Annotated in this window: 10 protein-coding genes and 1 pseudogene; all 11 read left to right on the forward strand. The window is 43.7% G+C overall.

Features of this window, described 5'->3' with window-relative positions; genetic code table 11:
• The first annotated feature begins 5 nt into the window (after nt 1-5).
• The 11 genes and pseudogenes from PUR_RS07905 to PUR_RS07955 all read left to right on the forward strand — a co-directional run bounded on the left by PUR_RS07905 (nt 6) and on the right by PUR_RS07955 (nt 13485).
• Nucleotides 6-2255: a dynamin family protein gene (locus PUR_RS07905; protein WP_179034771.1), complete on the forward strand. Its 2250-nt coding sequence runs from the start codon at nt 6-8 to the stop codon at nt 2253-2255.
• 19 nt (nt 2256-2274) lie between these two features.
• The gene (locus PUR_RS07910) at nt 2275-2799 is read left to right on the forward strand and encodes a hypothetical protein (protein ID WP_179034772.1); all 525 of its coding nucleotides are present in this window, start codon (nt 2275-2277) and stop codon (nt 2797-2799) included.
• 59 nt (nt 2800-2858) lie between these two features.
• Nucleotides 2859-3116, forward strand: a complete 258-nt coding sequence (locus PUR_RS07915; protein WP_179034773.1) for a hypothetical protein — start codon at nt 2859-2861, stop codon at nt 3114-3116.
• A 13-nt stretch (nt 3117-3129) separates the two neighbouring features.
• Nucleotides 3130-6390 carry an ATP-binding protein gene (locus PUR_RS07920; protein WP_232101759.1) on the forward strand — a complete coding sequence of 1087 codons (3261 nt, stop codon included), beginning with the start codon at nt 3130-3132 and terminating at the stop codon, nt 6388-6390.
• On the forward strand, nt 6384-6941 hold the full coding sequence (locus PUR_RS07925; RefSeq protein ID WP_179034774.1) for an HNH endonuclease: 558 nt from the start codon (nt 6384-6386) through the stop codon (nt 6939-6941). Before PUR_RS07920 ends, PUR_RS07925 begins: the two co-directional genes overlap by 7 nt.
• A gap of 20 nt (nt 6942-6961) precedes the next feature.
• Nucleotides 6962-7411: an SMI1/KNR4 family protein gene (locus tag PUR_RS07930; protein ID WP_179034775.1), complete on the forward strand. Its 450-nt coding sequence runs from the start codon at nt 6962-6964 to the stop codon at nt 7409-7411.
• 617 nt (nt 7412-8028) lie between these two features.
• Entirely contained in the window at nt 8029-9534 is a 1506-nt protein-coding gene (locus PUR_RS07935) for a recombinase family protein (RefSeq protein WP_179034776.1), read from the forward strand.
• A gap of 18 nt (nt 9535-9552) precedes the next feature.
• Nucleotides 9553-9926 (forward strand): annotated as a pseudogene (locus PUR_RS07940) (sigma-70 family RNA polymerase sigma factor); the annotation flags it as partial.
• Between the two features lie 479 nt (nt 9927-10405).
• On the forward strand, nt 10406-11797 hold the full coding sequence (locus PUR_RS07945; RefSeq protein ID WP_179034777.1) for a CpaE/TadZ family protein: 1392 nt from the start codon (nt 10406-10408) through the stop codon (nt 11795-11797).
• Entirely contained in the window at nt 11798-12679 is an 882-nt protein-coding gene (locus PUR_RS07950) for a CpaB family protein (protein WP_179034778.1), read from the forward strand.
• The gene (locus PUR_RS07955) at nt 12658-13485 is read left to right on the forward strand and encodes a CpaE/TadZ family protein (RefSeq protein WP_179034779.1); all 828 of its coding nucleotides are present in this window, start codon (nt 12658-12660) and stop codon (nt 13483-13485) included. The genes PUR_RS07950 and PUR_RS07955 overlap by 22 nt, the downstream gene beginning before the upstream one ends.
• Nucleotides 13486-13495 lie beyond the last annotated feature (10 nt).

Below are 13495 nucleotides of genomic sequence, written 5' to 3' on the forward strand. Positions count from 1 at the left end.
TTTACATGACAGAAGTTTTTATCCGCTATAACCCGTATAAAGTTGAAACACAGATCCTTTATGACAATGAAGAAATCAGTCAAGAGAGTCAATTAGCCAAGTTTAAAAATGAAAGACTGCAGGTCTGGCTGGATCAGTTAATTGATATTTTAATAGATGAGCTTAATGAGACGGAGTTCAAACTTGTGTTTCAAGGTACGCTTCCCGATTATGACGATGTATCCGAGGCTTGTGGAAAATACAATCAGAGCAAGGCTACAAATATTCAACTAGCCCATATTCCAGCTGAAGGAAAAGACGATAAAATCAACGAGCTCACGCAGCTTGTAAATGAAATGCAACACGGCCCGTTCGAAGAGCTCCGAAGTGATGCAATAAAGAAGAACTTTGAAAAAGCACTAAGTTCAGACTTTGAGATCGCTGTGATTGCGACGATGAGCTCAGGGAAATCAACATTGATCAATTCGTTGCTGGGAAAAGAATTTATGCCATCTAAGCAAGCCGCTTGTACCGCAACAATTGCAAGCATAAAAAATGTGCCAAGCCGAAATGAATTTATCGGCCGCTGTTACGATCAAGAGGGCAATGAAATTGAGCCGCTCCAGCCTTTAGACAGTGACCGAATGAAAGAATTTAATAACAATGAAGAGGTTTCACATATTGAAATTGAAGGGAATATTCCTTACATTTCTTCAAAAAGTATGAATCTGATTCTGGTAGATACTCCTGGACCTAACAATTCCAGAAATAGTGCCCATAAAGACCACACCTACCGCGTTATTAAAAATGAATCCAAGCCACTAGTGCTTTATGTACTGAATTCAACCCAGCTCAGCACGGATGATGATAATAATTTGCTGTCAATTGTTGCTGAACAGATGAAAAGCGGGGGGAAACAGTCCAAAGACCGGTTTATTTTTGCGGTTAACAAAATCGATCTTTTCGATCCTGAACGGGAAACCATTGATGATACCTTAAAAGATGTTAAGGAATACCTGCAAGATAAAGGGATTATGAATCCTAATATTTTCCCGGTTTCTGCTGAGACTGCAAAGTTGATCCGGATGGATCGAAATGGGGATACCCTTACCCGCAAGCAGATGCAGACGTTAAATGCTCATGACTTTTTTATTGAAGAACCGCAGATGCACTTAGTTAAATATGCTCCATTGAGTAACACGAAGAAGCGTAAGCTGTTAAATAATATAGAAAAAGCCCGAAGAGAAAACGATACATATGCAGAAGCATTGATACACTCCGGTGTTCCGTCTATTGAAGAAGCCATAAACGAATACCTGGATAAATATGCAGTAACCTCAAAAATTACAGCGGCTGTAAACTCATTCAAAGATATTGTCGAAGGCAAAAAAATGGAACAGCAGCTGCAGGAACAAATGTCGAGCAACGAAGAGCTGCGTAAAAATATTAATTTGCAGATGAAACGTATTCAAGAGGAAATCTCAAAGGGACAGAAAGCAAACGCATTTAAAGAGCGGATCAACAAAAAGAAATATGACGTTCGTTCTGTAATGAGACATGTTGAAGGGAAGGTTCATACCAAGATTGATGATTTTGCGGCTGTTTTTAATAGTGAAGGCAGTATTGAAGTATCCAGGGCAAATAAAATTATATCGAAATTAAAAGAAGACATCTCCTCCTTGCAGAGCGATATTAAGACTGACCTGGAAATCATTATTCTGGCGACAATGCAAAATGATGCCGACCAATTGCTGGAAGAGTACCGCGGTTATGTAAAGGGTCTAATCGAAGTAAGCGGTGATGGCATCCAAAAAGACGAGTTCCGGATTTTTGCCGCCGACATACCCGATGCTGAAACGCTGGTAGACAATTTGAAATATAATAAAGATGTAGCGGATGGAGAGCGGTGGGTGAAAACTTGGAAGTTGTGGAAGCCATCTACTTGGGGAACCGGATATTACGAGACCACATATATTACCAAGACCTTTGTAGATGTCGATAGAATCGCTGAAGAGGTAATCAATCCTGCTAAGCAGAATTTGTTGGATAATGTAAATCAGGCACAGCAATACCTTGACAATGAAGTGACCAAGCTGAAAGAGTTTTTCAATTCGGAAATTAATCGTCTGGAGAAGCTATTATTATTCAAAGTCAATGAAATCGAAAAGCTGTCAGGGGATAATGAAATTCTCAATTCTAAGATAAGAGCAGATCTTGAGAAAAGTAAATGGCTTGATAACTTCGTTGTAGGTCTGGAACGAGTTTTAGAAATTTAAAAAGGATGTGATCGGCATTATGTTTCAACCACAGAATTTCCTAGTAGAAGCTGTAAATAATCGTGATATTGAACAAGTAAGAGTAGCCTTAAGCACGTATCTTTCAAAAAATCCGACAAATGAACAAAATGAAGTAACACAGGCGGCAGAATATGCTGAAAGCCGCTTGTCTGAACCGCTTTGGGTAGAGCATGACGATATGTACATCGAAAAAGACTCCAGTAAGTGGACTACAGATTATCTGGGACAATTGAAGAGCGACCTTAGATATAATTTTTCCAAGGAACGGTTTTTGTTTATCATTGAGGTCGGTAAAAAAGTCCGGCCGTTTAAAGGGAAAATAAATCCGGTACAAACAACCGTACAAACAATTAGAAAGCCGGATACACAATCCTCATCACAAGCAGCAACTAAAGAAACACCTGTATCTACGAGGGTAACTGATCCGGGAAAGCCGAATACAAAATGGCTAGTGATAGCGGGACTGGGAGGACTGGCCATACTGGGGGTAGCTCTGTTTCTGTTGGCAAAAAACCACAAATAGAAACAGCTCAAGAGAAGAATAGTTCACCGTCCGCAGGACCGAAAACAAATAACGAGACTGTGAAAGAGAGTATAGGCATTAAGGGCAGTTCCGATACTACTGGTCATATTGCACCGGATAAGGAAACTGCCCGCCATAATGTTGAACAGAAAATAGCTGCAGAGAAGGATACCGTAAGGAATAAACCTATTAACGGTAGCATTAGTGCAGATGTTCCACCTTACAAAATCATAATCAAAGAGAAAGAAAGATTTACGGATAGATTTAGAAGAGATTACAACGCTCAAAGTAAAAAATCAAAACGCAATTTAAAATAGAAGGTGATTGGGAATGAACAATATTTCTGATATGGTTGAGATAGATGGAAGGGATTTCCGGGATTTGGATGAAGCATTTGAAGCTTCACTTGATTTTGTACAAAAGAATTATTTAGATGAGCTCCATCTCCGCAATGTTGTTCCTGTCCCCAAGCATATCAGCGAACTGACTACGAGGAACAACATTAGGCTTTTTAAGATGAACAAATTGGTTTTTGACAAGAAGGAAAATAATCTTGATAAGATCATGAGTGTATACAACACATTGGGGAATGTATATGGTTCCCTTGTCATGATCATTAATAGTGACGGTAACCGTACTGATCTTTACCTGGGAACCCGGACTAATTCTAAAGAGCACGATGTAAATTCGTCGAAGGAAGCACTGAAAAAAAGCTTTGAAGGGAACTTCCCTGGAAGTGATATCGAGAACTTAACAAACAACGAAATTGAGAAGGTGATATCTTCCATATTCACTTCGGAGCTGTCACAGAATGAAAATAGTGTTTCATCCGTATCCGGAGTACCCTCTCTGAAGGATCAGGATAAAGCAAAATTTGTTCAAGGGTTGGAGAAACTTGTTGATGCGATGAAGGGCGAAGAATTCTCTGCCATTTTTATTGCAGACCCGGTTTCTCATAGGAATATTGAAGAGATAAAGCTCGGCTACGAAAATCTATATTCACAATTGGTGCCATTCGCTAAAAGTGACTTGAGCTTCAATTCCAGTGATAGTATTGCGATTTCAGAAGGGATTACTAAGGGAGTCACAGAGACGATAAACGAGAGCCTGACCAAAACGCAAAGCTATACCCAAGGATCATCTGAAGCGGAAAGTCACACTGAGTCCCATTCAAAAACAACAAATTGGGGAGGTGCACTTGCCGGAATAGGAGCAGCAGGCGGATTTTTGATCGGCGGACCCATGGGTGCTGTTGTTGCGGGTGGGGTTTCTGGTGCTGTTGGATCATTGATAGGCAGTTCGACAGATGGTTCCACTCATGCTCATTCAAAGACAACAAATCAATCAAAAACTGATGGAGAGTCGGAAATGCGTGGAAGATCAGACTCAACATCCACACAAGAAAGTTCATCTGAGGTACAAACTATTGGCAATTCAAGAAATCTTCAAATACAATTTGAAAATAAAACCGTAACTAATTTACTGCAAAAGATCGATGAGCAATTACTTCGTTTGAAGAGCTCCGAAGATTTCGGCATGTGGACCTGTGCCTGCTATTTCATTGCACCAAGTGTTCAAACATCCCGGGTAGCTGCAAGCACCTATAAAGCGATAATGCGCGGTGAGAACTCAGCAATTGAAAATTCATTTATTAATACATGGGACAACAACAATAAAGCAAATTTATTGGAAGTTGGAAAGTATTTAAAGAAATTTAATCATCCGCTAATTGAAATGAAAGTGAATACAGGGCTAAATTTGCCACATATTTCTCCGGGTTCATTGATTAATGGAAAAGAGCTTGCGATTCAACTGGGATTTCCCCAAAAATCGCTAAGCGGGCTCCCCGTTATTGAAACAGCGGAATTTGGCAGAAATATCGTTACCTATGATCTAGCCGAAGGCAATAGGGCTTCCTTTAAGCTTGGCAACGTATTTCATATGGGTAAATCAGAAGATACAAGTGTAGAAATTGATGTTAACAGCCTTGCCATGCATACATTTGTTACCGGGTCTACAGGATCAGGTAAGTCAAATACGATTTATCAGATGATGAATGAGCTTGTTAGAAAAAATATTCATTTCCTTGTTATAGAGCCGGCAAAAGGTGAATATAAAAATATTTTTGGCGGCCGTAAAGATGTATCTGTGTTTGGCACAAATTCGAATTTTACTGATTTACTTCGGATAAATCCATTCCGCTTCCCGCTGCATGTACATGTGTTAGAACACATTGATCGAATAATTGAGATATTTAATGCATGCTGGCCGATGTACGCTGCTATGCCAGCAGTGCTAAAGGAAGCAATCGAAAGAACATACATCTCTATAGGATGGGATATAGAAGACTCTTTTTATTTCGGAGACGAAATTCAATATCCAACATTCTATGATTTGTTGACTATACTACCTGTTGTAATTAAAGAATCCGCATATTCCGAAGAGGTGAAAAGCAATTATATTGGTGCACTTGTTACTAGAGTGAAATCAATGACAAACGGCTTGTTCGGGAAAATATTCACTGATGATGAAATTGAAAGTGAAGTTTTATTCGACAAAAATTGTATTATCGATTTAAGCCGTGTGGGTTCCATTGAGACAAAAGCACTTATTATGGGGATTCTTTTCATGAGGCTACAAGAGTATAGAATGTCAAATGACAATCCTATAAACAGCGATTTGAAGCATGTTACTGTTATTGAAGAGGCGCATCATTTGTTGCGCCGCGTTTCTTCAGAGCAAAGCCAGGAAGGGGCCAATTTACAAGGTAAATCGGTTGAAATGATCGCAAATGCAATTGCTGAAATGAGAACCTATGGAGAAGGTTTCATCATTGCAGACCAAGCACCCAATTTATTGGACCGATCAGTCATTAGAAATACAAATACCAAAATCATACTAAGATTGCCGGATGAATTGGACCGGTCCGAAGTAGGTAAGACTGCAAATTTAAATGAAAATCAAATGAATGAACTCCCTAAATTACGTACTGGCGTTGCTGCAGTATATCAAAACAACTGGCTGCAGCCGGTACTGTGCGAAGTCAATGAATTCAATAACTATCAGCCGTATTCGCTAGAAAAAAAGACAAGAACCATAGTGCAGCCGACGAATAGAGAAATGCTGAGCAATCTGTTGGAACTATTGCTTGTAGAAAGGGTTTCGGAAAAAAACCGGAAAATTTTGAATTCATATGAATCTGATCGTTTGAAAAAATGGCTTTTAGGTTTTCCTGTAAGTCATTCTATTAAACAATCTCTTATACACGATCTGGATTACTTTGAGTCAAATAATAAAATGCAATTATGGGAACAAAAAAACTTTGTTGAATTGTCTAAAATCGTTTCTTCGCTGATACCTCAAAGATTAGGACTCATTCAATATGCTAAAAATGCTGCCAATCTTGAGGAATGGAACAGAAGATTTACTGAAGGTCTCAGAAAGTATATTACGTTCAAAAATCCGGAAGAATACGAGCTTGCTGTTATGCAATGTTTGCTTCAAGATAAAGCACAAGAGGATGCAGGGTTTAGAGATTTCTATTATCTATGGGTCGAAGAGTGTAAAGAGGGGGGGAAGAGCGTATGTTAGAAACGCTTTCATCCTTAAGTGTGAATTTGGATACAGTGAAGGAAGGGTTAAATAACATCTCTTCTGACATTCCTAATTTCGCAAAGGATCTGAGACCGAATTTCATTACCAGTTTTGACGAGGCAAACGAACCGCTGTATATTAAAACCAGGAATGAGGGGTTGGCCGGGGAGTGTCATCCCGAGACCAATGTGCCGTTTCAAGAAAAAACAATACAAACAACGGATGGAACCTTTACTGGTGTTTTTCCTGAGTTCACGGTTACATACGAAATGAAATTAGATGAGTCGTTATATCTGGAATCGGATGCCAAGCAATTTAAAGCAGCTACGCAATCACTAAGCGAAGCCATCAACAATGACCCTGACTTGAAAGCAAAGTTTGATGAAAGGCAAATTGAACAGATCAATAATGGCAAGGTTCCGGAAGGATATGTCTGGCATCACAATGAGGAACCAGGCGTTATGCAGCTTGTTGATCGTTCACTTCACGAAACTACTGCACATACAGGTGGAAGGGCCATTTGGGGCGGAGGTTCGGATAATAGATAAATTTTTGAGGAGGCTTGCAAATGGAACAAGCTAATAATGTAAAGTGGATCCTTGCAAAAGATGAGCTCTCTCGGGAGGACGTATTGAAAGTGGAAGAAGCGCTAGGCGTTTCTTTTCCCTCCGATTATGTGGATTGCGTTGTATTGAATAATGGCGGACAGCCTGTTCCTGATACATTTGATTTTAAAGGAAGAAGTGAAGCCGTTTTTAATTCTTTAATTGATCTTAACGTTAGGGAAAACAGAAATATTATAGGGGTTTATAATAATTTGAAGAACCGCCTTCCGGGCAGTGTTTATCCTTTTGCGGATGATCCCTTTGGTAACTATCTGTGTTTTGATTACCATGAAGGAAATGAGCCTTCAATTGTATTCTGGGATCATGAAAAAGCTAACTTAGATAAAAATTTAGCTATAGATTATATATGTAGTTCATTTAACGTACTAATAGACAAATTACATAAATCATAATTACTTCACTGTGAGCAATGGGGGCGGGGGACTTATGAATCAGGCACATGGATACGATTATAGTCTAATTTTGGATAACCTGCTTTATCAATCTTTGGACATTATGCATTGCTATTAACACTAATGCGATCTTAGACATATTACCTATCTGAGATCGCTTTTATTTTTCAAGTGCCCAAGCTGAGCTAGCATATCATTATGAAAGTAGAGAACACTGGTCGCCTGTAAAGTTAATCTTCTGGAGGAGAAATATGATTACGATAAACACTTCGGTCAGCTGCTACGGAGGTGCATAATGCTCAGAAGCTGGTGGTAGTTCTCAATTGTATTTGTGGTGTAGATGAGCATTCGGCGAGTATTTGAGGGATTCATTTTTCTCATTATCTTCTTTGCTTCCTGATAATAGCCAATCTCTTTAATCCTCATCAGTCATACTCCGGCCTCTTCTGATTGCAGATTTGACGTTCACACTTTTTATCAAGTGTCCAAGCAGAACCCGAATATCCTTCTACAAGGAGGGGATGCCGGGTGCATGTGAAACTTGTGGTAGGCGATTCCAATGACAGAGCACATATTGCCTGTTATGATACCTTCTAGAGAAGTCAGGAGGGAGAAAAGTGATAGCTGTATATGCCAGAGTGAGTACGGAGGAGCAGGCGAAGCACGGGTTCAGCCTGAACGATCAAATTCGTCAATGCCGTCAGAAAGCGGGAACGAATAAGGTGAAGGAATATGTGGATGATGGGGTATCCGGTGAATTTTTGGATAGACCGGCATTAACCAAATTACGGGATGATATTCGAGAAGGAATTATTACTAAGATTATTTGTCTTGACCCGGATAGATTGTCTAGAAAGTTAATGAACCAACTTATCATAACTGATGAATTTGATCGGCGAGGGATAGAACTTGTTTTTGTTAATGGTGAATATTCTAAAACTCCTGAAGGGAATTTGTTTTATTCTATGCGTGGAGCTATAGCGGAGTTTGAGAAGTCAAAGATAACAGAACGTATGAGCCGGGGGAGAAAAGAAAAAGCAAGGCAAGGAAGAGTACTGCGTGATTTTCAAGTTTACGGCTACAGTTATGATAAGGAATCAGAACAGTTTCTTGTTGATGAAGATGAGGCTGCAATAGTCAGACTAATTTTTGATTTGTTTACGCAACCCAATACAATTGTTCAAGGACTGAATGGTATAGCGTTATACTTAACCAGTAAAGGAGTACCCACAAAAAGAGGGGCTTCGATGTGGCATCGCCAAGTAGTAAGACAAATTATTATGAACAGAGCCTATATCGGTGAATTTTATCAAAATCGCTGGAATACAGAAGGTATGTTAGGGAATAAGCACAGGAACGATGAAGAAAAGATTCCTATGAAAGAGAGACCTAAAGCCGAATGGATTCTTCTTCCGTGTCCTCCTCTAATAGACGAAGCTCAATTCGAACATGCACAAATATTATTATCGGAGTCTAGAAGGAGATGGGCTCAAAAAAGCAAACACCCATATTTATTAAGCGGTTTGTTAAGATGTGGGGACTGCGGCAATACCATGACGGGACGATTGTCAAACAATTGGGGAAAGAAAGTACCGGAATACACAGATATTAAGAACACTGCGGGAGCCAAATCAAAGGGATGTGGACGAAGAATTAAGGCTCATCTAATAGAAGAACAGGTTTGGGACCAAGTGACAACCTGGTTAAACAAACCCGATGAAATCGCTGCAGCTTTGCAGGAAGAGAAGACTAAGGAGCCTTTTGAAACTGCTGAGATTATGAGGATTGAAAAGGAAATTGAGAAAACCAAAAATGCACGAAAGAAGCTAATTAAACTCTTTGCTGTTAGTGAAGACGGTATTGCTGAAGAAGATATTCGTCAAGAATTGAAGGAGCTTACGCAGAAAGAAGAAGGTCTAAATGCTCAATTTATTGAACTTAGCCATATGTTAAATACTGCTCAAAATACAGAGTACAACATTCATGTCTTGATGGAAGCTGTTCAACATTACTTATCTAAAGGTCAGGCAGAACTTACTTTTGAAGAGAAGCGTGATTTGATTCGTCAGGTCGTTAGAGAAATCAGGGTCTACGAAGACTCGGTCGAGATATTTACGTTTTAAAATATGCGCACTAATGACATCGAGAAAGAAATTCTGATGCATCTGCGCTCGCTTAAAAAGACCCGCAAGGACGTGTCACTACATGATCCCATCGGGAGCGATAAAGAGGGCAACGAAATCACCTTGATCGATATCCTAGGGTCCGATACGGACGATGTTATCAAGGAAGTCGATCTCAAGATTGAGAAGAGCAAGATCTACCGCAACCTTGACATCCTGGATGATCGGGAAAAGAGGTGGTGGTCGGCCGATTCGGCCTCGACACCGGAGGCGAGGAGCGGACACAGCGCGAAATCGCCAAGGAGCTGGGCATCAGCCGCAGCTACGTGTCGCGGATCGAGAAGCGGGCTCTCATGAAGCTATATCATGAATTTTATAAAGCGAAGAGATAGAGAGCGGGGGATGCCTCGACAACAGATCTCAAGGCTTATCTGATAAGGGGCGTTCTTGCTGCCGTTTTACGGCCGGCGGGAAGCCCCTTGCGTCTGTAATATGACTAGTACAAACAGCCTGCGAGGCTGCATTGCCGGAATGCGGTTTAGGTCTTTTACCTCTCATACGAAAGAACCGGCGTTTTCCAGTTGTACGACGGAAATGCGCAATGGTTCGAAAGCCTTTGAAGCGTCTGTGGAATCGTTTTTTTGCCATGTTAAACGTCCTGATGGTATGGAATTTTTATAACCATAGTCTCAAATCAAAATAATGCTAAAGTAATTTGTTTCCATATAACCAAAGCGGTTTAATATAAGAAGATTCAGCAACTTCCATTATTTCTCAGTCCCGACCTATACATCTCCCGCCTAGGGCCATGAATGTGGTTCCTACAAGTGGACTAGCCGCAGCTTCTTGCCTATTACATAAGGAGGACCCCGTGAGACTGTTATTAATCGCAGGCGGTTACGGAGCCGTCGCACGCCAGTACATAACAAGCATGACCGAAGTGATTAACGACGAGGAGCTTATACTCGGTAGCGCGGCCCGGTATATCACGGAATCCGCACCGGAGCCGGATGGCATCCTGGTCACCGATGAAGCGTTGACTATGAACACAGAGAAGGACAGGCGCGATCTGGAGGCCCTTATATCCGGACTCGCCGCCTATCGGCCGTCTCCCGTACCGGTGGTTCTTGTGACCGCCGACAGCTGGAAGCTCAAGGAATGGGAAGGTCTCTGCGCCAAGTATCCCCAGATTAGGATCGTTGTCAGCGACTACATACGGGTAACGCCGGAGCTGGTCGGTCAAGGAATAAGCCTGGCCGGCTCAGCAGGAGCCCGATCGGCCGGAGCCGCGCGCATGGGAGAGCGCGAGACCACCGCCGGACGGGACGCAGTAAAAGGAAAGGAGCCGGAAGCCTCCCCTTCCCGGAAATCTTTTCTCGACCGCTTCCGGCCAAAGCCGAAAGAACGGAATACGCCGGAGCCGACGGACGCGTTGACGCGGGAAATTAACCGGATCAGCCTGGGCATTAGCCGGGTCGTTGCTGTAATCGGGCATCGCGGCAGCGGGGTGACGAGCACCGCCGTCAACTTGGCCAGCGAAGCTGGCAGGCGGGGATTAACCGCGCTGATCGTCGATCTGGATATCGACTACCGGAGCACGAACATGTACTTCGGAAGCTTCCATGAAACGACGAAGCGGGACGAGGACATCAACGCTTCCCTGATCCGGACGCTGGCCCGGCCGCAGGATTATGCGGCGACGGCTTTTCCGATTAATGCAAACGTTTGGCTGACCGGACTGGGATACGGATTCGACGATTCGAGACTGATCGGCCAGTTTGTGACCGAAGCCCGGTTGACCGGCCTTTTATCCCTGCTGCGGAACCGGTTCAACCTGATCGTGCTTGATCTGCCGCTCGACCTGCTGGGACAGTACAGCGAAATCATGATACATGCCGACAGCTTTGGGTTATGCGTGCCCAATGATTTGTATTCTGTGCTGAGCACGCTGCGAAATGTGGAGAACGGGCTGCACAAGGAACAGGCGGCCTATCTCAATGCGAAGTCGAAGCTCGTGGTCACCAAATATAACGACAGGTCCCGTTTTCAGGGAGGGATTTTTACGCCGGAGTCGGTGTGCCGGGTGCTCACCTCGGGGCTGATGGACAGCTTTACGTATGAGATGAAAGTGGCGGGTCACGTCCCTTACAGCAGCGACTTCGACTCGCAGATCGAGTCCGATGTGCCGCTTGTGTACACCAGTGCCCATTACGAGCGCGCCTACGGAAACATTCTGCTTAGATTACTGGAGGGAACGGGATAAATGGATTTGAGCGGTCTCAAGAATGCGGCTCCGAACAGACAGCTGTTCAAGCGGGGGGCGGCTCTGCTTTTCAGCCTGATCATCATCGTGGTTTCCTATCTTGCCATCACTAAGGCCAGCAAGGACGCCAACGATGTCGTCGCGGTGCTCCGGGTCAAGCCGAGCGAGGGCATTCCCGCCTTTGCCCAGCTGAACGACAACCTGATCGAGAAATACAGCATTATCCGAAAGGAATACACCGACGATATGGTGCTGGCGGAGGATCTAGACGAGGTCAAGGGTAAGCTTACGGCCAATTTTCTCCGGAAAAACACAGTGCTCTACAAGGACCAGCTGATCGACGAGAAGCCGCAAAAGAACGAGTGGCTGTACCAGGTGCAGGACGACAACGAGGTGCTGACCCTGCCGTACAACTTTCTGGAAGTCGGAGGCGACATCCTGATGCCGGGCGACCGGGTGCGGATCCGGGTGACCTATGACGTCGATTCGGCCGGCGGAAGCGGCGGCAATCCGAATGCCGTGTATTCGCAGTCTCCGAACAAGGTGAAGAAGACGGAGGTTCTGTTCGACAGCATCGTCGTCAAGGACATGCTGAACGTGAACAGCCACTCCATTTACGAAGTGTATAAGGAAGTCCAGAAGCTGGACGAGAACAAGAAGCAGGATGTGATGAAGAGCAAGGAATTTCTGAAGAACATTCAACCGCGGGCGCTGCTGCTGGAAGGAACGACCGAACAGATCAACAAGTTCGCCAAATATAAGGGACTGGACGGCAACTCCTTCCTGATTACAATACTAAGCCGGAAGGACAGTGATGTCATCGTCGATCAGCTGCCCACCTTGGAGAAAGAGGTGGAGTCATGGATCGGAAGCGACGAATAGGGCTGGATAGCATTTTTCAGAAAATATCGTCCAAAGACCTTGTCGGCGCGGAGCTCCAGGAGAGCAGCCTGATTTACAGCGTGGTGGGCTTTGTTCCTGCGACCGACTTCGTCGACAACGCGCTGCTGATCAGTAATCTTGCGTATCTGGTTTCGCAGAAAGGCCTGAATACGTGCGTGGTCGACCTGAAGGTATTCTATCCGAATCTATATCAGCATCTCGATAGCGCCCCTCCCAAAAAAGGGAGCGGATTGATCAAGGTGCTCAAGAGCGACAAGGTCGATTTCCGGGACGAGCTGATCACTACCAAATACGAAAGGCTGTATCTACTGTCCCCCAGCCCGCAGGATTTAATGGAGGAATATTTCGACTTTGAGTTCGGCCACCTGGAGCGCGTCATCGACACGCTGAAAGGTATGTTCGATATCGTGCTGATCGATATCCCGAACAACCCGCCGCTGGAGTTCTGCCTGGGCGCGATGAAGTACTGCCATATCGGGTATTTTACGGCCGCCGAGCGGATGGAAGCCACGGTCAATATGGTCAAGCTGCTGGATTTCGCCCAGTCGGTCGGCATCAGCACCGCCAAATTCATGAGCGTCATTATGATGAACCTGCAGAACCTCGAGTTCGATTACAAGGTGATGAGGGAGATGGGCTTTCATATCGCCGCTGCTCTTCCGCTGGTGAAGGATGCCACCGTCTGCGCCCATGAAGGCAGGCTGTATATCAAGGACAGTGCGATCGTCAACAAATTCTTCAAGAAGGATATTCAGAAACTGGCCGACCGGCTGGCGGACCAATAAAGGGAGAGAG

The sequence above is a fragment of the Paenibacillus sp. URB8-2 genome (assembly GCF_013393385.1).
In the GTDB taxonomy this organism is placed as follows: Bacteria; Bacillota; Bacilli; order Paenibacillales; family Paenibacillaceae; genus Paenibacillus_AQ.